16 protein-coding genes and 1 pseudogene are annotated in these 24,865 nt (G+C 50.2%); 4 read left to right on the plus strand and 13 right to left on the minus strand.

Going from position 1 to position 24,865, the window contains the following annotated elements:
- The first annotated feature begins 258 nt into the window (after positions 1 to 258).
- From ABYK60_RS05155 to ABYK60_RS05165, 3 genes are all read left to right on the plus strand, one after another.
- Positions 259 to 879 carry a glutathione S-transferase family protein gene (locus ABYK60_RS05155; protein ID WP_372870857.1) on the plus strand — a complete coding sequence of 207 codons (621 nt, stop codon included), beginning with the start codon at positions 259 to 261 and terminating at the stop codon, positions 877 to 879.
- Between the two features lie 236 nt (positions 880 to 1,115).
- Positions 1,116 to 1,733, plus strand: coding sequence for an alpha/beta hydrolase (locus ABYK60_RS05160; RefSeq protein WP_372870858.1), 618 nt, complete (start codon positions 1,116 to 1,118; stop codon positions 1,731 to 1,733).
- A gap of 668 nt (positions 1,734 to 2,401) precedes the next feature.
- On the plus strand, positions 2,402 to 3,784 hold the full coding sequence (locus ABYK60_RS05165; protein WP_372870859.1) for a DEAD/DEAH box helicase: 1,383 nt from the start codon (positions 2,402 to 2,404) through the stop codon (positions 3,782 to 3,784).
- A gap of 639 nt (positions 3,785 to 4,423) precedes the next feature.
- On the opposite strand, the pseudogene ABYK60_RS05170 reads toward ABYK60_RS05165, so the two are convergent.
- The 9 genes and pseudogenes from ABYK60_RS05170 to acnB form a co-directional block, all read right to left on the minus strand.
- Positions 4,424 to 5,059 (minus strand): annotated as a pseudogene (locus tag ABYK60_RS05170) (transposase); the annotation flags it as partial.
- Between the two features lie 197 nt (positions 5,060 to 5,256).
- Positions 5,257 to 5,874, minus strand: a complete 618-nt coding sequence (locus tag ABYK60_RS05175; protein ID WP_372870860.1) for a hypothetical protein — start codon at positions 5,872 to 5,874, stop codon at positions 5,257 to 5,259.
- Between the two features lie 56 nt (positions 5,875 to 5,930).
- Positions 5,931 to 6,368: a DUF695 domain-containing protein gene (locus tag ABYK60_RS05180; protein WP_372870861.1), complete on the minus strand. Its 438-nt coding sequence runs from the start codon at positions 6,366 to 6,368 to the stop codon at positions 5,931 to 5,933.
- A 147-nt stretch (positions 6,369 to 6,515) separates the two neighbouring features.
- Positions 6,516 to 6,920 (minus strand): hypothetical protein, encoded by a 405-nt coding sequence (locus ABYK60_RS05185; RefSeq protein WP_372870862.1) that lies wholly within the window; start codon positions 6,918 to 6,920, stop codon positions 6,516 to 6,518.
- A gap of 141 nt (positions 6,921 to 7,061) precedes the next feature.
- Positions 7,062 to 7,460, minus strand: a complete 399-nt coding sequence (locus tag ABYK60_RS05190) for a hypothetical protein (protein WP_086585074.1) — start codon at positions 7,458 to 7,460, stop codon at positions 7,062 to 7,064.
- The gene (locus ABYK60_RS05195) at positions 7,457 to 8,491 is read right to left on the minus strand and encodes a zinc dependent phospholipase C family protein (protein WP_372870863.1); all 1,035 of its coding nucleotides are present in this window, start codon (positions 8,489 to 8,491) and stop codon (positions 7,457 to 7,459) included. Before ABYK60_RS05195 ends, ABYK60_RS05190 begins: the two co-directional genes overlap by 4 nt.
- Positions 8,492 to 8,572: 81 nt before the next feature.
- Complete coding sequence (locus tag ABYK60_RS05200) at positions 8,573 to 8,803, minus strand: PspC domain-containing protein (protein WP_372870864.1); 231 nt, start codon at positions 8,801 to 8,803, stop codon at positions 8,573 to 8,575.
- A 73-nt stretch (positions 8,804 to 8,876) separates the two neighbouring features.
- On the minus strand, positions 8,877 to 9,185 hold the full coding sequence (locus ABYK60_RS05205; protein WP_372870865.1) for a hypothetical protein: 309 nt from the start codon (positions 9,183 to 9,185) through the stop codon (positions 8,877 to 8,879).
- A 1,284-nt stretch (positions 9,186 to 10,469) separates the two neighbouring features.
- Positions 10,470 to 13,067 carry a bifunctional aconitate hydratase 2/2-methylisocitrate dehydratase gene (gene acnB / locus ABYK60_RS05210; protein ID WP_372870866.1) on the minus strand — a complete coding sequence of 866 codons (2,598 nt, stop codon included), beginning with the start codon at positions 13,065 to 13,067 and terminating at the stop codon, positions 10,470 to 10,472.
- Positions 13,068 to 13,437: 370 nt separating this feature from the next.
- Here acnB and hxpB point away from each other — a divergent pair, with 370 nt between their 5' ends.
- Positions 13,438 to 14,103 carry a hexitol phosphatase HxpB gene (gene hxpB, locus ABYK60_RS05215; protein ID WP_372870867.1) on the plus strand — a complete coding sequence of 222 codons (666 nt, stop codon included), beginning with the start codon at positions 13,438 to 13,440 and terminating at the stop codon, positions 14,101 to 14,103.
- Positions 14,104 to 14,173: 70 nt separating this feature from the next.
- Here hxpB and ABYK60_RS05220 read toward each other — a convergent pair whose 3' ends face one another.
- From ABYK60_RS05220 to lpdA, 4 genes are all read right to left on the minus strand, one after another.
- Positions 14,174 to 16,270, minus strand: a complete 2,097-nt coding sequence (locus tag ABYK60_RS05220) for a M13 family metallopeptidase (RefSeq protein WP_372870868.1) — start codon at positions 16,268 to 16,270, stop codon at positions 14,174 to 14,176.
- Positions 16,271 to 16,391: 121 nt separating this feature from the next.
- A complete protein-coding gene (locus ABYK60_RS05225; RefSeq protein WP_372870869.1) occupies positions 16,392 to 18,593 on the minus strand; it encodes a patatin-like phospholipase family protein in 2,202 nt (733 codons plus the stop codon).
- A gap of 105 nt (positions 18,594 to 18,698) precedes the next feature.
- Positions 18,699 to 23,168, minus strand: a complete 4,470-nt coding sequence (locus ABYK60_RS05230; RefSeq protein WP_372870870.1) for an EAL domain-containing protein — start codon at positions 23,166 to 23,168, stop codon at positions 18,699 to 18,701.
- 151 nt (positions 23,169 to 23,319) lie between these two features.
- Positions 23,320 to 24,750, minus strand: a complete 1,431-nt coding sequence (gene lpdA, locus ABYK60_RS05235) for a dihydrolipoyl dehydrogenase (protein WP_372870871.1) — start codon at positions 24,748 to 24,750, stop codon at positions 23,320 to 23,322.
- Positions 24,751 to 24,865: the final 115 nt, after the last annotated feature.

The raw sequence follows: 24,865 nt of genomic DNA on the forward strand, positions 1-24,865 counted from the left end.
GTCATTCGCAAAATCTGTGCTGCATGACTGAACTCCCGAATTTATACCAGACCAGGAATCAGGGCAGTTCGAAGGTCCGACAGCATGGGAATCAACTCTTTAGCCGAGAGCATCCGAAGCAGCAACCTGCTATGACTGTACAGTCTGTTTTGTCTTTTTTACCACAAGACTCCATCAGCACTCTCGGTGTCGGAACCTGCACGACATAAAAGCAACTAAGATTTATATCCAGCAAAACAAACCTCTCAGGAGAGCACAATGAGCCAGATTAAAGTCAGTTATTTCGATGTTGATGGCGGCCGCGGTGAGCCAATCCGTATCGCACTCAACGCCGCCGGCATCCCGTTTGAGGATTTCCGTTTCGGCTATGGTGAATTTGCCGAAGTGCGCAAAAGCACACCACTGAGCCAGGTGCCCACTGTCAACATAGAGGGAGTGCAGTACACCCAGTCAAGTGCCTTACTGCGCTATTTTGGCAAGGCAGCAGACCTTTATCCGCAGGATGCCTTTCAGGCGCTGCTATGCGATGAAATCATGGACGGCTGTGAAGACCTCACCCATAAACTGGTAGCAAGCTTTGGCCTGCAGGGTGATGCCCTCAAGAGTGCCCGCGAGGCTTTTGTCACGGGTCCTCTGACCCTGTACCTGGGCTGGATGGCACAAAAGCTTGCGACGCAGGGCAACTATTTCGCCAACGGCAAGCTGACCATTGCAGATTTAAAGGTACTTATGTTGCTGCGCTGGCTGGGTTCGGGACAGCTGGATCATGTTCCGGCAGACTGCGTCACGCGTATCGCGCCCTCCCTTCAAGCCTATGCAGAGCGCATCGGTGCCGACCCGGTGGTGACCTCTTACTATCAGGCCCGCGCGGCCAAATAGAACGTCCGTAACCGTGCTTGCTGACTGCTTGTTAGCCTATCTCAAGGCAGGGCTGGTACTTTGCGGCTGAAATCAGGATACAAAGAAGCCGGCTTGCACCGATACCCTTCCCATCCGGAATGTTATCTGTTCTCAAGCCTGCCAATTTGTGTGACCTAGAGTGAACGAAAAAACACACTGACGAGGTAGTGATGCAAATAAGATTGGCAACATGGGTGCTCATAAGCAGTTTAGCCATGCAGGCACACGCAGGCGCCGTGGTCACCACGGCGCCGGAAAAGCCGAGCCCTTCGGCAACCTATCTCTTTTATTTACACGGCCGCATCATCGAAAACAGCGGCCCCAGGCCAACCGACCCGCGTTTTGGCTTATATGATTACCCGGCAGTGCTGGATGCGTTGGCTTCCCGTGGCGCGGTGGTGATTTCATCCCAGCGCCCGGCCAATACCAACATGTACGCCTATGCAGGCACCATAGTGGCGCAGGTTGAACAATTGATTGAGGCGGGTGTACCCGAGCACAACATAGTGGTGGTCGGCTTTTCAAAGGGCGGCGGCATTACTACCAGAGTGTCGAGCTATCTGCATCGACCACAGCTGCGCTACGTGCTGCTGGCCTCTTGCCCCGAAGGCTCAGTGCCACCCAACTTAAGATTATCCGGCAAGGTGCTGTCGATTTATGAAGCGAGCGATACCCTGGGCGCAAGCTGCCGCCACTTTATGGACTTTCCCGAAAAACCGGCAAGCTTCAAGGAGCTAAAAATCGATACCGGCAAACTTCACGGCGCCTTTTATCAGCCCTTGCCCGAGTGGCTAAGCCCAGTGCTGGATTGGGTACACGGTAAGGCAGAGTGATGGATTGGCGCTTACTTCAGATGCAAACGGTATCAGTTTCATGATGTTCGACAGGATGGCCGAATAGTGGCTGTCTGCGCGTTTGGGGTGTCGTTTGACTAAACGACGGAAAGTTTGCTCGAAGTCGTGGGTCGCCGACCCACACCCGGGGAAAGGGGGCAGTATCGACTTGCAATTGCCTCCGTGCAAAAGGGCCAGCTCACCATCCATGGTTCGCGCTCATGGATGCTCTGGCGAGCATGAGCCCTTGTCCAATCCCCCAACGACCCCAGACGAAGCCGGGCACTTTGGCCTTATGGACTGAAAACGGTCACCAAGACCGACTCGCTCCAAGCTCGACGGTCTCTGCCTCGATATCCATATCTCGGCTTGCCCGTTTCACTCAGTCCAACCGCCAAAGCGGCTTCGATGGGGTAAAAGCTGGTGCAATCTGCGAGTGAAGTGTTATAGCTGTCCTCACTTTTGCTTCACACATAGAATGGCTATCCGCAAATAAAAACGGCCAGCATCTGTGGGATGTGTCCATATGTGTGCGGCCTTTCTGTGCCAGACTTAAGCCATGTCGGCTTACCCCCATCACGCGCCGCCGGCTTTGAATCCCGGATGAATAGCGATAAAATGCGCGCCCATCCTGAGGCTACCGCCCACTACACTGAGTTGGATTTGCTATGTCATTTGCCAGTCTGGGATTAGCTCCCGCCATTACTTCTGCACTTGAGTCACTGAACTATCAACAGCCTACCGAGATCCAGCAAAAGTCTATCCCGGTAGCCTTAAGTGGCCGCAATCTGCTGGCCGCGGCTCAAACCGGAACGGGCAAAACCGCGGCATTTGGACTGCCGCTGATTGAGCGCTTAAGCCAGGGAAAGACTGAGCGGAAAAAACGGGTACGGGCGGTGATCCTGGCGCCAACCCGGGAGTTGGTGGTGCAGGTGGCTGACAATCTGAGCGCCTACGCTGCGAACTTGCCGCTGACCGTGCTGGCCATGTATGGCGGTGTGGATATTGAGGCCCAAAAGCAGGCGCTGATTGCAGGCGTGGATATTCTGGTGGCGACGCCTGGCAGACTCAAAGACATGTACCATCAGCGCGCTGTGCATTTTGAAGAAATCCAGGTGCTGGTGCTGGATGAAGCTGACCGCATGCTGGATATGGGCTTTATTGAGGTCATTAACGACCTTATCGGCCGTATGCCCACGAACCGCCAGAATCTGCTGTTTTCGGCAACTTTATCCCCACGCATTCGCGATCTGGCCAAAACAGCGGTGCCGGATCCGGTTGAAATTGCCATTGCCAAGCCCAGCAAAAAAGAAATTTCCCAGTGGCTGGTGACGGTCGATAAGGACGCCAAGTCGGCCCTCCTGAGCCATCTTATCCAAACTGAACAATGGCAGCAGGCACTGATTTTCATTGAAACCAAACATGGCGCGGCCAAGTTGGTCAGCCAGCTTGAAAAGCGTGGCATTCACGCCGAAGCGTTTCACAGTGGCCGCAGTCAGGCGGTGCGTGAGCAGCTGTTGAGCGAATTCAAAGACGGCAGTTTGCAGTATCTGGTAGCCACGGGCGTGGCCGCACGGGGAATTGATGTCGATAAGCTGCAAAGGGTGGTGAACTACGATCTGCCATACCCACCGGATGAATACATCCACCGTATCGGTCGTACCGGCCGGGCGGGCATGACAGGGGAAGCTGTGTCTTTGCTGTCAAAAGATGATTTCAAGAATCTGTGTATGATTGAAAGCCGTCTGGGGCATGTGATTGAGCGGCGGGTCATTGAGGGATTTGAGCCCAAAAAGCCCATTCCTGTGTCTATTCTCGACTATAAGCCCAGCTCTCAGCGCAAAGCTCAGCCCAGCTCTCAGCGCAACTCTCAGCCCATCTCTCAGCACAAATCGCGCCCAGAAAAGCCAGGGGCAAGCGAAGGCGGCACTGCTGCCAAAAGCCCTTGGGCAGCGGCGCAACGGAAAAAACCGGCAAACCCACAGCGTGGAGCGGGCGCCGCCAGATCAGGGACGCCAAAAGGCAAGGACTCAGGCAAGCCAAGAGGCTGACGCGAGAGGAATAGCGCCAGAGGAAATGAGGCCGCATTCAGCGGCCTAGGCTGTGGAATCAAAGAGTGAGGACGCCCACAACACCAATGAGGACATCCTAAACATTTTCCGCGCTTCAAGAAAGCAACCAAATCAGCCTCAGCCACTTATAGGTAACGTGAAATTTTCGGCAGTGGACTCCCTAAATCGAGCATTTAGGGCAATTCATTTCAAAAAGTGCAGTAGCCAGACATGCCAAAGAAAGGCTTATGCCTGTGTCGACTAAAAACTACAAAAGGCTGTAGCTTACTGGGGATGTATCGCTTGGCTTTGCTGTTTGCCCCGGCACCATTTCCCACCGCATTTGGCCTTCATGGCACACATGGCATCCCAGCGGCCGCTAATACCACTGTACTGGCGGCGAAATTCCTTAGCAGAGGTTATCCAGGCATCGTCGCTGATACCAAGCTCAAGCAGCAGCTTTGGTCTGGAGGATGCAATAAAGCCACGCTTGTCTTCACGCACCGCCCGACCGGTCCAGTCAATCAGCTCCAGGTAATCGGCAAAGTGAAACGGGATGCCTGACTGTTCGGCGGCTGTTGTTGCGCCATCAAATGGGAGTAATGGTTTAAGTGAAACTTTGGCGGTTGCAGGCTCATCAAGTTCTTCGATCCGTTCCTGAATGGACGTGTAATCAGACGCTTGCAGCGAGTCAGCAATACCTGCACGAATGGGGTTTAGATCCACGTACATCATGCAGGCCAGCAGCGCCTGTTCATCGAGCAGAGCCTGAGATTTGAAGCGTCCTTCCCAGAATACGCCCTTGCAGCCATCTTCCCGATTTGCCTTGCGGGCAATCTCTTCATTCAAACAGCGCATAAACCAACTGATACTGCCAAGTCGCTCCTGCCACTCACTAATAAGCGTATCCAGCAGTATACGCTCACCTTCCGACAGGTTATCGCCCTTAAGGAATCTAGCGGCGATTGGATTACCGCAAAATAGACCACTCCAGCGCTCGACGACTTCAAACGGCGATAGCGCTTTTTGCACCGCAAGATCGATTTTCAGCACCAAATGGTAATGATTGGACATCACCGAATAAGCGCAAACATCAATACAAAAGACAGACGACAACTGTTTGATTTTATCCACTATCCAGCCACGCCTATGCTCGTAACTGCGCCCCGAAACCGCATCTTCACCACACAAAAATGCCCTTCTGACACACCGATTTATCACATGGTAGAAAGGTGTACTTTCAGCATCGATCAACTGGCGACGGGCGGTAGTCATGGCAAGCCTCAACAGGTTCAAAGCAGGTACTTCAAAGCCTAGTCGAGGGTATGCAAAGCATCAAAAAGATTTGGCTGTCCGCTCTTTGTTTCTATGAGGAGGTACTTTAACATTGATGAATCACCTAACGCCCGCAACACCGGACAATTTGGAGCGCAGCGGAGAATTGGTCCGAGTGCTTGCGTTTGTTATGCATTTTACTTTGATACCAATTTACCTGTTTGCCTATTAACAACCACTTTACGAATACCGCTATATTTAGCCGTAGAAACCTTACTTTCAGGAAATTCAACGTTAGCACCAGTAATAACTGGCTTATTAAACCCGTTAAAGGCTTGAGTATCTCTTTCGTAAAGCCCTTTTAGCTCCCAAACTAACTTCCCACTCAAGGCGCTATATTTGGCTACCCTGCCTATACCGCCAATATACAGTTCATCTTCATAGACTAGCAGCGGTGAAGAATTAAATGCAGGGAACTCACTGGACCAAATAATTTCACGCTTTTTAAGTGATATTGAAATAATTATTGTTCCACCAGAATCATGGTCAGTAATTGCAAGAGCTAAATATGTGGCATCACCAAAAATCTGGCCATCTCGCACTTCTTCTATCTCAAAGTGTTCGGGTAAGTTAACTTGCATCTTGCTGTTATTGAAGTCGATCTCTCCGCCAGGGGAGATAATGAACTTCACATTATCGACTGTGTAAGTACATTTCGTGCCTTTCTCATCAAACAAAACACACGGGTCATCCATCCAATCGGCAAGGACATTACTAGAAATAAGGACAATGAATAATGCGAAGATATTTTTCATGATTCTGCATAACGTTTAAAGCAAGCGCGCGTTACGCGTCGCTTTGCCTTTGCTTGTTATATTCCCTTAACACCTGCTACAAAGTTGTGATATGTAGCCCATTCTGGATCTTGATTTATCTCAATTTGAATTGGATATACTTTATGACCTGAAAGTCGCTCATTTAATTTAATCATCCAACCTTCCACATCTTTGACATACCAAACCCATTCTTTTCTACCATTACCTGTTACTACAAGCATTAAATGACTCACACCATTCTGATCTAGTTGATCTAGTGTATCCTCAAACGCAATTTGGTCATGGTTTGTTTGGGCATTAGGCATACCATTATTCTCATCTGCCTCAAAAGGCCAGTAGATATTTATTAGAGTGGGGTAGTCAGATTCGTTTTGTCCTTCAGGCACCTTTTCCATACTTCGATAAATAACTGGCTTACCATCTTGCTCCCCTTGAGCAGTAAAATAGGTGTTCTCAGCGACAGCTTCTGCCATAAACAAACTCCAAATAAAAAAACTCTAATAATCTTCAATGTACTCTGTGCCTACTTGGGAATATAACGCCGCGCTTACCGGCGAGAAAAAGCGCAGCTTTTTTGAGTCCAGGCAGCTTGCTGCCGTTGGTAGAGCGCTTTGTTAAATTTATTTACTGATTATTGGTTGTTGATCTAGTTTCTCTGTAGAAACCACTTTAGCCACTGAGTAGCCACCAAACTTGAGACTGCTAACTTCGATTTTGGCCTTAATAGTATATTTCTTTTTTAACATTTCGTGAGGATTTTCTGGCCACAAAAGCTTACGGTCATTCGGAGAAACATAGAAGACTCCGTAGTTCTCAAGCCTGACTATTTTATTGCCTATTAGCTCTTCGAAAATTTGCCTATTGGTAATATTTAGCTCTATAAATTTGTAATGAACCTCCCCAACTAGCTCCTCTTTAGATTTATCAGTAAGCCGATAAAGAGTAAAACTTATGATAAACCATAGAAACAGGCAGCTACCAACTGCTAAAAGCGTCCATTTTATAAATCGCAGTAACATTCTCATTCGTAAATTTAACGCCGCATTAAGGTGTGAGCAACGCTACCACGACACTAAACCATTGCACCAGAAACACGAAACCCAACGATGGAATGAAAAATGCCAAGCGTTGGGAATCACTCTTAAATGCTTTGTTATATGCGTTCTCTAATTGCATACCTGATTACTTTGCAATGTAATCACACAACTATTACTTTTAAGTTCATGCCAATAAACTTTATCAAGTACAGCGTTACACCCTGCATCTTCGATTAAGGCAACATCTTCTTCACACAATAGAAGTACGGCATTGTCGCCTTGCATTTCAGCTTTAATTGTATATTTAACAAAAGGTGCAACCTTATCAGGTTGCTCTGTTGAAACAATTTCTAAGGCCTGTGCACCGCTATCAATCATGACATCACCAAATTTAATGGCTCCATCGACAGTTTGAGCAAGATCTTTAAATTGGGAAGCTAAGTCATACATTTTTTCATCGTTATATGGTTCAGATACAGCGCATCCAGCAGTTAACACTGATAAAATTAATAAGTTTAGATATTTCATGAGTTACTCCAAGCTGTCAACATTTCCTTTTCACAACGACCAGTGTCTAAGTTCCAATTTAAAAACATATCAACACTACCATCATCAAAAACAGCGTTAGACAAGTAGCACAAGTATTGCTTCACATTTTCAACTGCTCGCTCGAAAATTGAATCATAATCTTCTATCCCACAAGGTGTTTTCAAAGCTTTAATATAAGATTCATCTATCTCTTCCAAACTTGGATAAACTAACCCTTGTTTCGCAGCAACATGTCTAGCTAAAGGAAAAAGTCGATAACCCTCTTCAATATTATCAACTATAAACTGAAAGCCTTTATACCAACCGTTAATATCAGGATGTGTAGAGTCAGCTTTTTCAGGGAAAACATCCTTTAAGCAAGTTTCCCATAGGTTAGTAATTATTCTATCTAAATTCGATGGGTTTGAAGGATCATTACAAGAGCCAATATTATTATTTACCCTTTCAGCATAACCGATTTCACCTAAGTTTAACTTTGGCCATATATACGCATCTTGATTCATCTCACAAATTCGATGTTCTTGAGAATTTTCATGGTATGGCCCAACTCTCATCTCAACAACAGGGTGAATTGTAATGTCAGAAATGACATGGGCAACAAAACCACAAAGCCAAGCAAATGCTTTCTCTTGATCCTCGCCTGATAAATTTTTTACAAGTAATATTGCTTTTCTTATTAAGACGCCTACTTTCTCATAATGCATCTTATCGGCCCATTCATTTTGGTCTGGACTTCCTAATTTTAAATAAGGAAAGTCAGGGCTGACACAACCTAGCTCAACGAATTTTTGATTTCGGCTGAGAGCTAACTTTGCTTTTTTAGACATATTTAATGATTTGAGATTTGAATTGCTTATTGCGAAATTAACAGCTGTTATATGTGCAAATGCGCCTGGCATAGCTAATCCTCCATGATAAATGATCAATGATTTTACTATTAAATTTAAAAACTTAATGTGATGTAGATAAGGTTGGCCAGTAATAGCATATAACGCCCCAAACAGAGGCAAATAAATGCTTGCCTAAACTTAGAGCGCAGCGACAAAAGGCAAGCTTTATTTGTCCTGCTGATTTGGCTTGTTAGCTGTACATTACTCTTGTTTAGATTGTAAATCATTTAACAGGATTGCCCTTTGTGAATAGCTTGGAATACTTATCCATAGAACAAAGTATAAAACCAAACCTACTCCAAAAAATGCAGCAATAAGAAAAACAAATTGAAGCCCATTTAAATTTAAACCGTAATAGTCCGCTAAACCTCTTAAAGTTCCCGAGACTAGACCATGTTTAGATTTAGTTAATACTTTAATATTGGATTGCACTAAAACCTCCTTGTACAGCTAACACTTGGTTAACCTGCAGCGAAGCTGTCAGGTTGAACCTTTTGTTAGCCGCTCAGACTCTACTGCACTTACCTTGTTTTTCTAACCAATATACAGTATTGCCCACTAACACGATAGATCCTGATATAACAGCACTGATTGATGTAACCGCTATTGCACCAAATGCCACACCCACTGCTTGTGCTGTACACTCATCATCCGAACATGCCTTCGCCTGCTCGAAAAGTGAATATTGCTCTGTTGTTAACTCATAACGCTTTGAAGCAATTTCACAATCGTGATCGTAATACTCGATTTTCTTTGGAACAACTACGCACGATACGACCATAAAAGAAAACAACAGTATAATTATTGAACGCAAGACTCGACTCCATGAGTAACTTTATAATTTTGGCTAACATTTGTATAGTGCGCTTGCGCATAATCTCACCTCCAACCACTTGGCAAGAAATCACGCAACACGCTGTTTTTAAATTCGATTTTCAACTTAACAAAAATCATCCTGGGTGGAAAGTGCGCATGCGCATGATTTGCGCTCGCTTTGTTTCGCGCACAATTTTAAGCTCATGAATTTGTTGAAGTTATAAAAAGTGCTTCAGAAATAATGCGCAACGACGGCACTGTTTTTAGCCCCAAAATCGACTGATTTTAAATCATACTGTATGGGCATACAGAGTTAGGCCGATTCTGGTGGCCAACAGAATCGCGCGTGAGTGATAGCACACCCACAACTCTTCCCGCCAACGCATTTGCCGAATTCTACGCCGCTCCCGCTTGAAGCGGCCGCGGGGCATTGGTGTCCGTTGCGTGGCCGAGGTATGGATACCGAGGCAGCGTCAGTCGAATCAGGGATGAGCGTCTGACGCGATAGCTATAGGACACCAAATGCCCAAGGAGCCGTCCGCTTCGTGGCGGGTCGCTGGGGGATTGGACAAGGGGGCAAGTCGATACTGCCCCCTTTCCTCGGGTGTGGGGTGAAGCCCCACGACTTTCGCCAAACGCAGTTTGGCATTCCCACGAAAGCCCCAGTGTTGGCGCTAAACACCCAAATTCCGGGTAGGCTACCGCACCGGCACTCGCAGCCTTATTACGTACCCAACCAACAGATTTCGTTTAAAAAATTAACTTTACTACGCTAACAGTCTGGGCTTAATTAAACCTTGGACTGCATCATGTTTTGTGCAACGAGGGGAGAAGTTGAAGGGAGGGCTGCTTTTGCCGAAGTGGCGTGCCTAAGTAGCGTGCCTAAGTGGCGTGCCTAAGTGGCGCTGTCCCTGCTTTGCTGGCCGAGCCTGTGGCGGCTTGGCTAAGCGGTTCTTCCCTGATCCACGTTGTTGTACCGTGTACCGTGTACCGTGTACCGTTTACCGTGTACCGTTTACCGTTTACCGTGTACCGTGTACCGTGTACCGTGTACCGTGTACGGCATGCTTAATTAACGCCTGCAATTCATCACCTTAGGGTTAACAAAGCCTTGTCAGTAACAAGTTGCACCAAGGTACAACAAAGAACGATGACGGGCAACCAAATATCTGTACGAGTGTAAAGCCTTGCCCTTGGGGCGGCGGGCTTTTACTAACCTACTAAAAAAAGATACAAAAAAGCCGGCTTGCGCCGGCTTTCATTTGACTCAGCGAATCAGTACTTAGACCGCAGATTGGAAGATCACTTCACCGGCTTTCTTGGTGTAGGAATCAATCTGGTCGAAGTTCAGGTAACGGTAGGTATCGGCGGCAGTGGCGTCGATTTCCTTGGCGTAAACCTGATATTCCTCTGGCGATGGCAGACGGCCCAGCAGGGCGGCTACGGCGGCCAGTTCGGCTGAGGCCAGGTACACGTTGGCACCGGTACCCAGACGGTTCGGGAAGTTACGGGTAGAGGTAGACACCACGGTGGCGCCATCGGCTACGCGAGCCTGGTTACCCATACACAGTGAACAGCCGGGGATTTCGATGCGGGCACCGACGCGGCCGAAGATACCGTAGTAACCTTCTTCGGTCAGCTGGTCCTTGTCCATCTTGGTTGGCGGAGCAATCCACAGACGGGTTGGCAGGCTCTTGGCGAACTTGTCCAGTACCTTACCGGTAGCACGGAAGTGGCCGATGTTGGTCATACAAGAACCCACGAACACTTCGTCAATCTTGGTGTTGGCAACGGCAGACAGCAGCACGGCATCGTCCGGATCGTTAGGGGCACACAGGATTGGCTCTTTGATGTTGTTCAGGTCGATTTCGATAACCGCAGCGTACTCGGCATCCTTATCGGCTTCCATCAGCTCTGGGTTCTTCAGCCACTCTTCCATGCCCTTGATGCGACGCTCGATGGTACGGCGGTCACCGTAGCCTTCGGCGATCATCCACTTGAGCATGACGATGTTGGAGTTCAGATACTCGATGATAGGATCTTTATCCAGCTTGATGGTACAACCGGCGGCAGAGCGCTCGGCAGAGGCATCAGACAGCTCGAACGCCTGCTCTACTTTCAGGTGCTCCAGACCTTCGATTTCGAGGATGCGGCCAGAGAAGATGTTCTTCTTGCCTTTCTTCTCAACGGTCAGCAGACCCATTTCGATGGCCTTGTGCGGGATGGCATGCACCAGATCACGCAGGGTGATACCAGGCTGCATCTGACCCTTGAAGCGCACCAGTACCGACTCAGGCATATCCAGTGGCATAACGCCGGTGGCAGCGGCGAAGGCTACCAGACCGGAACCGGCCGGGAAGGAGATACCGATTGGGAAACGGGTGTGCGAGTCACCGCCGGTACCTACGGTATCGGGCAGCAGCATGCGGTTCAGCCATGAGTGGATAACACCGTCACCGGGACGCAGTGAAATACCACCGCGGTTCATGATGAAGTCAGGCAGGGTGTGGTGAGTGTTCACGTCCACTGGCTTTGGATAAGCGGCGGTGTGACAGAATGACTGCATGGTCAGGTCAGCACTGAAGCCCAGACATGCGAGGTCTTTCAGCTCGTCACGGGTCATAGGACCTGTGGTGTCCTGAGAACCAACAGAAGTCATCTTGGGCTCACAGTATTGACCGGGGCGAACACCGGCCACGCCACAGGCTTTACCCACCATCTTCTGGGCCAGGGTGTAACCCTTACCAGTGTCGGCCACATCCTGCGGACGGACGAACTCTTTCGACGCGCCCAGACCCAGCACTTCACGGGCCTTGTCGGTCAGACCGCGGCCGATGATCAGCGGAATACGGCCACCGGCGCGTACTTCATCGAGCAGCACGTCGGTCTTGAGTTCAAACTCAGAAATCACTTCATCACTGCCATGGCGACGTACCTTGCCCTCGTAAGGGTAGATATCAATCACATCGCCCATTTCCATCTTGCTGACGTCAAGCTCGATTGGCAGCGCGCCGGCATCTTCCATGGTGTTGAAGAAGATAGGCGCAATCTTGCCGCCCAGACAGAAACCACCGGCACGCTTGTTAGGCACGAATGGGATGTCATCACCCATGAACCACAGCACTGAGTTGGTGGCAGACTTACGGGAAGAACCTGTACCTACTACGTCACCCACATAAACCAGTGGGAAACCCTGGGTTTTCAGCTCTTCGATTTTCTTGATTGGGCCAATGGCGCCTGGCTCATCGGGCACAATGCCGTCGCGGGCGTTTTTCAGCATCGCCAGGGCGTGCAGCGGGATATCTGGACGAGACCAGGCATCCGGGGCCGGAGACAGGTCGTCGGTGTTGGTTTCACCGGTTACCTTGAATACGGTCAGCGAAATCTTGTCAGCCAGCTTTGGACGGCTCAGGAACCACTCGGCGTTGGCCCATGACTCAACCACAGTTTTGGCGTGGGCATTGCCGGCGTTCATCTTCTCAACCACGTCGTGGAAAGAGTCGAACATCAGCAGGGTGTGCGACAGGGCTTTAACGGCCAGCGGGGCCAGCTTGTCGTTGTCCAGTTGATGGATCAGCGGCTCGATGTTGTAGCCACCCTGCATGGTGCCCAGCAGCTCAACGGCACGCTCAGCGCTCAGGATGGGAGAAGTGGCAGCGCCCTTGGCGATGGCATCCAGGAAACCGGCCTTCACATAGGCGGCTTCGTCAACGCCGGGGGGAATACGGTTTTCAAGCAGATCCAGGATGAAGGCTTCTTCACCTGCTGGAGGATTCTTTACTAATTCAACCAGTTCGGCTACCTGGTGGGCATCGAGTGGCTTAGGGACAACGCCCTCTGCAGCACGTTCTTCGACGTGTTTACGATATGCTTCTAGCACGGCAACATTCCTCTTTGTATGGCGCTCTCAACGAAACTGCACGTCTTCGTAGATGAAGGCTACAGTCCGACAGGACGACCCGGATTTCCGGGCTGCAGTATACTACAGCTTTGAAAAAGTATGAATCAGCTCACACTCTTGTGCGGGGGAAATCTGCGGAAATTCTGTGGGCAATGGCCACCTTATCCCAGTGATAAAACGCATGAAATTAGACAATAGTTTGAAACGACGTCAAATACCATACAATACAGCAAGTTACCTGTTACCACGCCATTTAAATTCAACGGGCTACTTTTTGACATTGGTAAATTGAGGCTGAAAAAAAATTTTGCCCAAGTGACAATATCGGCTCTTTAGCCGAGGAGACAGCATGTTAACCAACCGCATCGATGCCGTGATTTTTGATATGGACGGCATACTTATCGATTCAGAACCCGTGTGGCAGCTGGCCGAATACGAAGTACTGGCCGGGCTCGGCCTGCCAATCAAGCCCGAAGACATTCACGATACCGTGGGGCTGCGTATCGATATGGTGGTGGACTACTGGTATCGCCGCTTCCCCTGGGATAACTACGACAACGGCGCAGTGGCCAAACAGATTGTTGACGGCGTAGTAGCCCATATCCTCGCCGAGGGCGTGCCGATGAAGGGCGTGATAGAAGCGCTGGATTACTGTAAGCAACAGGGTTTGAAGATTGGTCTTGCCACCTCTTCAAGCTGGGCCATTATCGATGCTGTGCTGGATACCCTGAAGATCCGCGACTATTTTGATGCCATGGAATCCGCCGAACATCTGGCCTTTGGCAAGCCGCATCCTGAGGTGTACCTCAACTGCGCAGCCAAACTGGGCATTGCCGCCCGTCACTGTCTGGCAGTGGAAGACTCTTTCAACGGCCTGATTGCCGCCCGCGCCGCCACCATGCAAACCCTGGCCATTCCTCCAGCCCACGAACAGCAGCAAGCCCGCTGGGCTATCGCCCACGTAAAAGCCAGTGACCTGACCGTATTGCCGACCTTGCTGGCGGCTCAAGATTAATCGAGTCAATTGGATATGAAAAAAGCCGGCCGCTTTACAGCAGACCGGCTTTTTTATTGCTGAAAATCCGTTACCAGATCTTCACCCGTGCCTCTTCAGGCAGGTACATCTTGTCGTTACCGGTTACGCCAAAGGCCTCGTAGAAGCCGGGGATGTTACGTGGCGTTCCCATAGCACGGAAGTGGCTTGGAGAGTGGTTGTCGGTCAGCAGACGCTTGCTCAGCTCTTCATCACGGTAGTTACGGCGCCATACCTGCGACCAGCCCATAAAGAAGCGCTGTTCACCGCTCAGGCCATCAATAACCACGGATGGCTGGCCATTCAGACTCATCTGATAGGCGCGCAGTGCCACGGTCAGGCCACCAAGGTCACCGATGTTTTCACCCAATGTCAGGTCGCCGTTAACAAACTTGCCCGGCAGCGCCTCGTACTTGCTGTACTGCTCAGAGAGCTGCTTGCCGCGCTTTTGGAACTCTTCACGGTCTTTGTCTGACCACCAGTTGCGCAGGTTACCGTTACCGTCATACTTGGAGCCCTGATCGTCAAAGCCATGGCTGATTTCATGGCCAATAACCGCGCCAATGCCGCCATAGTTCACCGCATCATCGGCATCCATGTTGAAAAATGGTGGCTGCAGAATGGCTGCCGGGAACACAATCTCGTTACCCACGGGGCTGTAGTAGGCGTTCACGGTTTGCGGCGTCATATGCCACTCGGTGCGATCGATTGGCTGACCCAGCTTGCCCAGCATATCGGCGTATTCGAAGTTGGCGTAGCGCACGTAGTTGCCCACCAGATCGTCGGCCTTGATTTCAAGCCCGGTGTAATCCTTCCACTTGTCCGGATAACCAATCTTGTAGGTGAACTTGGCGAGTTTTTCCTGTGCGGCAATCTTGGTCTCAGGAGTCATCCACTCCAGCTCATTGATGCTCACTTCAAACGCCTTGATAAGGTTATGAATAAGCTGTTCCATGCGAGCCTTGGCTTCAGGCTTGAAGTGGGCCTTCACATAGGCTTCACCCACCAGCTCACCAATCACCTGATCGGCCGCGTCCACAGCACGCTTCCAGCGCGGCGCCTGCTCCTGCACACCGGCCAGAGTTTTGGCATGGAAATCAAAGTGCAACTGCACGAAGTTATCGCTCAGCAGCTCGGCTGCGCCGTCCACCAGGTGGAAAGCCAGGTAGTCCTGCCAGGCTTCAAGCGGGAATTGGCTGTAGCCTTTGCCCAGTGACTCAAAATAAGATGGCTGACGTACAATCACTTCAGTCACCTTGTCGCCCATACCTGCACTGGCTGCAAAGGCTTCAAAATCAAAGTCGCCCAGCAGGGTGCTCAGCTCAGCGCGGGTCAGTTTGTTGTAAACCTTGTTGGCATCGCGGGACTCAACCCGGCTCCACTGGTTTTGCGCAATAAACAGCTCAATGTCAGCCACACTCTTGGCGGCGCGTTCGGCATCGGCATATCCGGCGGCGCTGAGTACAGCGGTCACGTATTTGGCCAGAGCTTCGCGGTTGGCAACGTCCTTGGCATCGTCTTTCAGGTAGTAGTCACGATCCGGCAGTGTCAGACCGCCCTGGCTCATGTACACCGCATATTGAGTCGAGTTTTTGGCGTCGTTATTTACCCAGAAACCGAATGGAATTGAGCTGCCATTGGTAAGAAGTGTTCCCATCAGCCCCGCCAGCGCTTTGTGGTCGGTGGCCGCAACGATGGCATCCAGGCTCGCCTTAATTGGCGCAACGCCCAGCGTTTCCAGCTTGTCGGTATTCATGTAACTGGCATAGAAGTCGCCAATTTTCTGTTCGGTGGAGCCGGCCTGTTTGTTCTCTTTGGCGGCTGCCGCTTCAACAATTTCGCGCAGGGCTTTCTGGCTGTCATCATAAAGTACGGAGAAAGCACCATAGTTGGACTTATCGGCCGGAATAGGTGTGTTTTTCAGCCAAGTGCCATTCACGCTGTAGTAAAAGTCGTCCTGATGGCGCACTTCTTTATCGAAGTTTTGCTGCTCGATGCCTGATATCAGGGCTTTTTCAGCCGCTGCGGCAACGGTTGGTGCGGCTTCTGCTGGCTTTTCGGCAACGGCTGGCGTTGACGCTTTATCGCCACAACCCACAAGGCCAAGACCCAGGGCGACGCCCAGAGCCAGAGTAGATAACTTGGTCATATCAATCCCCGGTTTTATTGTTATATATACGCCGCAACGGGTTGTTGCGGGTAAAATGCTCCCGCACAGCCTAGCAGGAGTTGCCAGGCGGGTCTAAGCGGGTTTTGTAAAATTCTGTGAGTTAAAAATTCTTGCCGACAAACAAATAGAAAGAGCGCTGGCCATCATCACTTAAACCTATACCCAGTGCGGCAGGGCCCAGGTCGGTGTCGGTACCTATGTAGAGGCTGCCGGCAAAAATCAGGTCTTTCAGGGACACATCGTCCCTTTCCCACCACACATTACCGGCTTCAATACTCGCCCCGAGGTAGAGGGGGTAATCTGTCATGCCAAGCGCATCACGACCGAGATCATATTGGTACACAAAGGCACCAAACAGTTTGTGGGCACCGGCCAACGCATCTTTGCGATATCCAGACAGGTTAAGGAAGCCCCCAAGCTCGGCAATGTGAATGGAATTACCATCGGAATTTGACGACTCAAGCGATGCCTTACCCACAAACGCGTGATTACCAACGCCCAGCGCCCCTTTCCAGTCAGCCTGAATTTGAGTGCTGGATTCGTTCTCCAGTCCTTCCACGTCAAACTCTTCGTTGCGCAGGGTGACCTTCAGAGTGACCCTGTTACCTGATGTGGGGAAGCTGATGCTGTTTAAGGTGTCATAGCCAATCTGAAAATAACTGCCATAGGAGGAGAACCCCAGATCTTCGGCAAGCCAGGCTTCATTGGATATCTTGCCTTTCTCACCAGTCAGACCAAGCTCCAACTGACCATGACTGGCAAAATTCAGCCCCAACCCCAATTCAATTTGATGAGAATCTTTATCCAGCTCAATTATCTTGTTGTTGGCATCAAAGAGATCCCAGGCTTCAATCTCATACTGGTAGCGGGCACGGCCATAGAACTGCTGATCTCTGTCCAGCGGCTGATAAAACTCGGTACCAACAAGCTTCTCGTAACCGAGCTTGAGCTCGTTGCGCCACTCTCCGCCATTCTCGTTAAGATTGGTCATGGTATAGGCGGTGTCCAGAGTCACGGCCGAATCCGCAGTAAAATCGTCTTCCCAGTTGAAACCCAAATCAAAATAGTTGGGGCCCCAGGACTTGGCTTTGGTGTTGATGGTAAGCACCCTGCCATCCGGCGTGTCTTTAAATTCAGCCTCTACTCTTTCAAAACGGTTCAATGCGTATAACTGATTTACACCTTGTTCTATCTTTTCGCGACTAACGACCTCTCCCACCTCAATACCCAGGGTATCCCCCAGCAGACTTTCGCTGACTCGAGATTGGTTATTGTAAACGACAGCCACAACCGGCCGATTGATTTCATCGAGCCACAGCTTGGATTTCTCCCGTTTATTTTGCTGATATCCGGCAAACTTTTCGCTGTTCACACTCAGCCGCTGCAGCTTGTCGAGTTGGGCTTTGGCGGCCTCCTCTCCAAGCACCAGAGCCGTACTCATAATGCTGAAATCGGTGGTACTGAGATTATCGATGGCTGGGCGAATAAGTACGTCTGCATCGGTTAACAGTTTTTTCTGCGCTTCAGTACTGGCCGCTGTCAGCATGGTGGACAGCTGGTTCAACACGGCTATTGTGCTGTTAAGCTGTTCTTTGCCTACCAGTGGCGAGCCGATATCCACCGCAATAATGATGTCGGCTCCCATCGCCTTAACCACATCCACAGGCATATTGTTGGCAATCCCGCCATCCACCAGCAGACGCTCATCAATTAACATGGGTTGCAGCGCCCCCGGAACTGTAGCCGATGCCTGCATGGCATTGACCACACTGCCTTTGGCCAGCACCACTGGCAGACTGGTTGCCAAATCGGTGGCGACCGCGCGGTATGGAATGGCGAGCTCATCAAAGCTGGCAAATTCGCGCACGACATCCGTAGATTCACGCAGCAGTACCGACATGGTTTGGCCACGAAGTAACCCTGATGGTGCCTGCACTTCGCCATCGCGGTAACCAATATTAAGCGGAATGTTATATTTATCCCTCAGTTGTTTATCGCGATAACTGAGCGACTCGCGGGGAATGGTATCGGAATAGCCCCGATTCCAGTCCACGTTCATCATAATGGCTTCAATCTCAGTGGCACTGTAGCCAAGGGCATACATACCAGCCACATAAGCACCGATGCTGGTACCGGCAACATAGTCCACCGGGATATTGTTGGCTTCCAACACCTTGAGTACCCCAACGTGCGCGGCGCCTTTGGCACCACCACCGCTCAGCACCAAGCCAATCTTGGGCCTGTCCGCAGCCTGGGCGGCAAACATAACGAACAGCAGCAACAGCGATACTAATGGTTTCATTTCACTGGGACACTAAGAGACTGAAAATGGTTGTGCGCCATTCTATCAGACATGACGCATGAAAGTTAAAAACTTGAATATTTACTAAGCAGTAAGGTGTCAGCGCTAGGCTGAAGCATTCTCATCAGACGCGCAAAGCCCGAGATAGGCATCCAATTCCATCTGGGGCATGGGTTTGGCGAAATAGTACCCCTGAATAACATGGCAGCCCCTTCGGAACACTTGCTCCAGCTGCTCTTCGTTTTCAATTCCTTCAGCCACGACTTTCAGCTTAAGGTTACGGGCAAGCTCAATAATACTGGAGACAATCGCCTGATCCGCAGAATTGTCTGCAATATCTATCAGGAAGGTTCGATCAATTTTCAGGGTATTAACATCAAAGTGCCGCAAATAAGCCAACGATGAATAACCGGTACCAAAATCGTCAATAGCAACCTGTACACCCATTTGCTTAAGCTGGTGCAGGTGAGCCCTGGCGATATGCAACTCTTTCATCAGCACCCCTTCGGTAATTTCCAGTGCCAGATTTTCAACCGGCATACCTGTCTCTTCCAGGGTCTGTCTGAGATTATCGATAAAATCATGCTGGCGGAAATGTACCGCCGAGATATTCACCGACAATTTGAAAGGGCGACAAAGCATAGCGCTCCACCTGGCGCCATCTATACAGGCCTGACGCAACACCCATTTATCGATATCAATAACCAGGCCACAGGCTTCGGCCACCTTAATAAAAATATCGGGGCGTACATAGCCATCTTTGGGATGTTTCCATCGCAGCAGGGCTTCCATCCCTACCGGCAAATTGTCTTCAATAACATCAACTTGAGGCTGATAGTAAAGTTGGAATTCATTCCTTTCCAACGCTTTGCGCAAATCAGCTTCAAGCCTTAAATGGTAAAGTGCCTCTGCATTACGCTCCTGGGAATAATACTGGAAGTTGCCGCGCCCCTCCTCCTTGGCATGGTACATGGCCAAATCAGCATTTTTAATCAGCGCTTCCGGCTGGCGCGCATCATCGGGCCAAATAGAAATACCAATACTGGTGGAGATATAAAACTCACGCCCAAACAGCCTGAACGGCGTTTCGATTTGTTTAAGCATGTCATTGGCCAGATGGTTAAGCGTATCCAACTCGGCGCCATTGACCAACACCACAAACTCATCACCGCCAAACCGGCACAGAGTGAACTCTGGGTCGATACAGGATTGCAGCCGCGCAGCCGCTTCCACCAGCAGAGCATCACCCATTCCGTGACCGAAGGAGTCGTTCACGTGCTTAAAGCGGTCAAGGTCGAGGAACATTAGTGCCAGCTTCTCTTCCTGCTGGGTCGCCCTGTGAATAGCCTGATTAAGCCTGGCGGCAAACAGCGAGCGATTCGGCAAGCCGGTCAACACATCGTAGTTAGCCAGCCGGCGTAAATCCGCTTCGCTGCGCTTGCGCTCAGTAATATCGGAGAACACCACCACATAATGCTGTACCTTGCCCTGCAACCCCAGCATGGCTGACACGTTAAGCCAAACCGGACAAATCTGCCCCATGGCGATGCGCAGTTCACGCTCGCCGGTCCAGCTCATGCCATTACCCAGCAATGCCACTATTTCACTGCGATTATCACCGTGTTCAGATAACAATGAGGCAAATTTACGGCTGTTAAGCTCCGTGGAGGATGCGCCCAAAATCGATTGTGCGGCTCGATTAGCCACTTTAACCTGTTCTTCGGCATCGAGGATCAGCACGCCTTCAGAAGTATTTTCAAAGGCCTGTGCCAAGAGGTTCACTTCATCCTGCAGTGCTTTGTGTTGAGTAATGTCGCTATATATACCGCTGACCTTCAATACTTCACCTGAATCACGGCTCAGCTGACTTGGACGCCCGCGTACCCGAAGCCAGCCCCATCCCCCGGCTCTCCGATGAAAACGATACTCAGCATCGAATCGGTCTACTTCACCATTAACCACGGCATCCCAATGAGTCAGTACTCTGTCTCTGTCATCAGGATGAATCGGAAAATCCTTCAGGGGCACAACGAGTATTTCTTCTTCGACCGCCAATACACCATTTTTATTATCAAGGTAGAAGCTATTGTCCTTACGATTCCAGACCCATAAATCCGAGTCACTGCCCCGTAGCGACTGCCGCAGGCGGTCTTCACTTTCCTGAAGGGCCGTATTAATTGCACGAAAACGACTCACCTGACGCTGACGCACAATCACAATAGTCAGTGTCAATCCCATCAACACCATGATCAAAGACCACTTAAACCAGGATGTCTCCCACCAGTAGAGCTCAACCTCTATTTTGTGTACGTAGGGCGTATCAGACCAGACACCATTATGCTGACTGATAATTTCAAGGCTGTGAGTACCCGCTTCCAGTCCAGACAAATTAAGTTGCGGTTGTCCATCAAGCATCAAATAGTTCCGCTCTTTAAGCTCACCCCGCCTGACCAAGCGATACTTGAACTTAATAGGTGCCTCATTAAGAAAATTGTTGGAAGTCAATTGCAAGCTGAACATTCTGGCGCCGGGATCCAGGTGTGAGTCACTGCCCGGAACCAGAGCCTTATCTGTATGCCCGTCATAAAAAACTGTAACGGACTCAAGGAATACCCGTTCGTTATTGATGCGATTGGACAAACTGGCCACGTCCAGCAGACGCACACCATTGACGCTGCCCAAAAACAAACCTTTGTCGGGTCGATAGCTAACCGCCCCTTCATTGAACTCAGACGCCACAACCCCATCTTTGGCACTGAAAACTTTTACTTCCCCCGTACCTTTATGCTGCCTCACCAAGGATCTGGGGCAGACAATCGTTCGATAATCCCCGGTATCGACGATACCGAACGAGCTGTAGCAGCTCAGCTGCCACTTATCCATCAGTGATTCAACTGTTTCACTGGACTGTTCATACTCGAGCACACCAAACAGGGGGGTACCCAGCCACATTTTACCCGGAGCGATTTCTACAATCTGACTGATCTGTGCATCACCATTAAAACCTGAGAAAATCTCCGATTTATCAATGTAATAATTATCTGCATCCAGATAACCAAACTTACCTCCGCCCCCCAACCAAAGCTTGCCGTCAGCCGCCCTGTGCATGCTGTACAAATTGGGCTTATGCAGCTCACCGCTTCGACTCAGGACAGAAAACTCCTGCGGATCAAAAAGGCCGGGCTCCCAGTAATAAAGTCCGGTAGAGGTCAAAATCCAAATCCGCCCGGGAATGGCCGGATCATGGTAAAGATTCAATATCCATTTGCGCTTTAACGAATCGGTTCCATGGGTCCATTCAGCAAATCGACGGGCAACATGGGTTTGTTTATTCTGAACAAACAGCCCATTGGTCGTCGCCAGCAATAACTCATCAGCATTAAGAGACGTGATAGCGTACACACTGTCGTTGGGTTCAAATTCAGTTGGGGCCACCAGCAACGAGCCCGGCTTTCCGTCTTCGACCCTAATGACACCGCCGTCGGTTCCAAACCAATAGACGTCACCTTCAGTGTGTATTGACCACACCATCTGATTAGCCAGCTCATAAGGAGCTGCACTGCTGAAATTTTGCTTCAAAAACTCTGGCTCATCGACTGCCAGAACCAAGCCATCACCCGCTCCGCCAAGCCAAATCAGCCCCTGGCTGTCAATCGCCAGATCAATCACATATTCAATATTGGCGCTGCGGCGCAGATCACTTTCAAAAATTGTCAGAATACGTGGCTCAGGTAACCATTTTAAAATGCCCACACGGCTGGCAAGCCAAAGATTCCCTTTGGTATCTTCACTGATAGCTGTCACATAATGCGGTACTTCAGGCACTGGCAGGATCTGCTGCTTGTCCGCATCGACTGTAAACAAGCCCTCACTGGAGGTCAGCCAGACTCTGCCGGAGCGGTCGCGATAGAGCCTTTTAGCCTGCCCGGAGGCTTCAACCCAGGGCAGGTCAACCAGCTTTTCACCGTACGAGCTGCGAAGCTCGAGATGATATTCCTTACCCAACAACAAGCGCCCGTCAGCCAACGCAAGCAGTTTGCTCCAGGGTTGATCTGGGTCTTGTTGCAACTGGATAATCTTCTCGAGTTGCCAATTTGCAAAATCCAGCCGATAGACTTGCCCCTTGGTATTTAGCAGCATCAGGGTATGGTCATCCAACAAACTGGTCTCCATCACTCCGCCGCCTTCATATTCCGGCAACAGCTCTGAGGTACCAATTTGTTCGAAAGTATCGGTGGGGATATGGTAGCGGTAAATCACATCGGAGAGACTGATCAACAGGTGCTCTGAGCCAAGAGCATCAAGATGCATGATGTAGGAGTCGTTAAGCCGGTTCTCCCCCTGATAAGTATCAATCCGCCTTACCAGGGTCTTACTGACACGGAACAAACCATCTTCAGTGGCAACCCAAACGAAACCGTAGCTGTCAAACGCGATGGAGTTAACCATGCCGTTGGACAAACCGTCACGGCTTTCAAAAACACGCTGCACAAATTCGCTGCCATGGCTGCTCCCCAGCGATGGCAGGTATAAAAATAAGCAAACCAGCAGATAATGAACGGCTTTTCTTATCATATGTATTGTTGCGCTAAGATCTGCAATCAGATTCCCGAGAGCCTGCATCAGCCTAAGACCTGATGATAATTACATAAATTTTACACCATTCACAAATTTGGCCATAAAAAAAGACGCCATTTCGGCGTCTTTTTTGCGGCTGATCAGAAAATTACTTTTTCTTTTTCGCCTTAGGGTTTGGCAGGTCAGTGATAGAACCTTCGTAAACCTCGGCCGCCAGGCCCACAGACTCGTGCAGAGTTGGGTGAGCGTGGATGGTCAGAGCGATGTCTTCGGCATCACAACCCATCTCGATGGCCAGGCCGATTTCGCCCAGCAGTTCGCCGCCGTTCACGCCCACAATGGCACCACCGATAACGCGATGTGTGTCTTTGTCGAAAATCAGCTTGGTCATACCGTCGCTGGCATCAGAGGCAATGGCGCGGCCGGAAGCAGCCCATGGGAAGGTCGCTGTTTCATACGCGATACCTTTCTCTTTGGCTTCTTTCTCAGTCATACCAACCCACGCCACTTCAGGGTCAGTGTAAGCGATAGATGGGATAACCTTAGGATCGAAGAAGTGCTTCAGACCAGAGATAACCTCGGCGGCCACGTGGCCTTCATGAACACCTTTGTGTGCCAGCATTGGCTGACCCACGATGTCGCCCACGGCGAAGATGTGTGGCACGTTGGTGCGCAGTTGCTTGTCTACATTGATAAAGCCACGCTCATCAACCTTGATGCCGGCCTTGTCGGCATCAAGCAGCTTGCCGTTAGGAGTACGGCCGATGGCCACCAGCACGGCGTCGTAACGTACAGGCTCAGTCGGGGCCTTCTTACCTTCCATAGAGACGTAGATACCGTCTTCTTTGGCTTCAACCGCGGTCACCTTGGTTTCCAGCATCAGGTTGAATTTCTTGCTGATTTTACGGGTGTAAACCTTCACCACGTCTTTGTCTGCGGCTGGGATAACCTGGTCGAACATTTCAACCACGTCGATGTCACTGCCCAGCGCATGGTAAACAGTACCCATTTCCAGACCGATAATACCACCGCCCATCACCAGCAGCTTCTTGGGAACTTCTTTCAGCTCCAGCGCATCGGTAGAGTCCCAAATACGTGGATCTTCATGAGGAATGAATGGCAGCTGGATTGGACGTGAACCGGCAGCAATGATGGCGTTGTCGAAGTTGATGACAGTCGCAGCGCCGTCGGCACCTGTTACTTCGATGCTGTTAGGGCCGGTGAATTTACCCAGACCGTTCACAACCTGCACTTTACGCATTTTGGCCATGCCACCCAGACCACCGGTCAGTTGGCCAATTACTTTCTCTTTGTAGCCGCGCAGCTTGTCGATATCGATGCTTGGCTCGCCGAATACTACGCCGTGCTCGGCAGCAGTTTTGGCTTCTTCAATCACTTTGGCAATGTGCAGCAGGGCCTTTGATGGGATACAACCCACGTTCAGACACACGCCGCCCAGGGTGCTGAAGCGCTCGATGATTACGGTTTCCAGACCAAGGTCGGCAGCACGGAAAGCGGCGGAATAACCCGCAGGGCCCGCACCCAACACAACTACCTGAGTTTTGATTTGATTACTCATGTTTTCCTCTGAATTTTTCTTCATTCCGTCGTTTAAAAAGTTGCTCAAGCATTTGAGGGAGGCGACTTTTTAAACCAACTATCGGCCCGCTTGTAAGGTGGCCGCATTTTAACCC

This window comes from Shewanella sp. (assembly GCF_041630135.1).
GTDB lineage: Bacteria > Pseudomonadota > Gammaproteobacteria > Enterobacterales > Shewanellaceae > Shewanella.

Coding starts and splice junctions, on each gene's coding strand:
- ABYK60_RS05155 (WP_372870857.1), top strand. CDS start 259: ATGAGCCAGATTAAAGTCAGTTATTTCGATGTTGATGGCGGCCGCGGT.
- ABYK60_RS05160 (WP_372870858.1), top strand. CDS start 1,116: ATGCAGGCACACGCAGGCGCCGTGGTCACCACGGCGCCGGAAAAGCCG.
- ABYK60_RS05165 (WP_372870859.1), top strand. CDS start 2,402: ATGTCATTTGCCAGTCTGGGATTAGCTCCCGCCATTACTTCTGCACTT.
- ABYK60_RS05175 (WP_372870860.1), bottom strand. CDS start 5,874: ATGAAAAATATCTTCGCATTATTCATTGTCCTTATTTCTAGTAATGTC.
- ABYK60_RS05180 (WP_372870861.1), bottom strand. CDS start 6,368: ATGGCAGAAGCTGTCGCTGAGAACACCTATTTTACTGCTCAAGGGGAG.
- ABYK60_RS05185 (WP_372870862.1), bottom strand. CDS start 6,920: ATGAGAATGTTACTGCGATTTATAAAATGGACGCTTTTAGCAGTTGGT.
- ABYK60_RS05190 (WP_086585074.1), bottom strand. CDS start 7,460: ATGAAATATCTAAACTTATTAATTTTATCAGTGTTAACTGCTGGATGC.
- hxpB (WP_372870867.1), top strand. CDS start 13,438: ATGTTAACCAACCGCATCGATGCCGTGATTTTTGATATGGACGGCATA.
- ABYK60_RS05220 (WP_372870868.1), bottom strand. CDS start 16,270: ATGACCAAGTTATCTACTCTGGCTCTGGGCGTCGCCCTGGGTCTTGGC.
- ABYK60_RS05225 (WP_372870869.1), bottom strand. CDS start 18,593: ATGAAACCATTAGTATCGCTGTTGCTGCTGTTCGTTATGTTTGCCGCC.
- ABYK60_RS05230 (WP_372870870.1), bottom strand. CDS start 23,168: ATGATAAGAAAAGCCGTTCATTATCTGCTGGTTTGCTTATTTTTATAC.
- lpdA (WP_372870871.1), bottom strand. CDS start 24,750: ATGAGTAATCAAATCAAAACTCAGGTAGTTGTGTTGGGTGCGGGCCCT.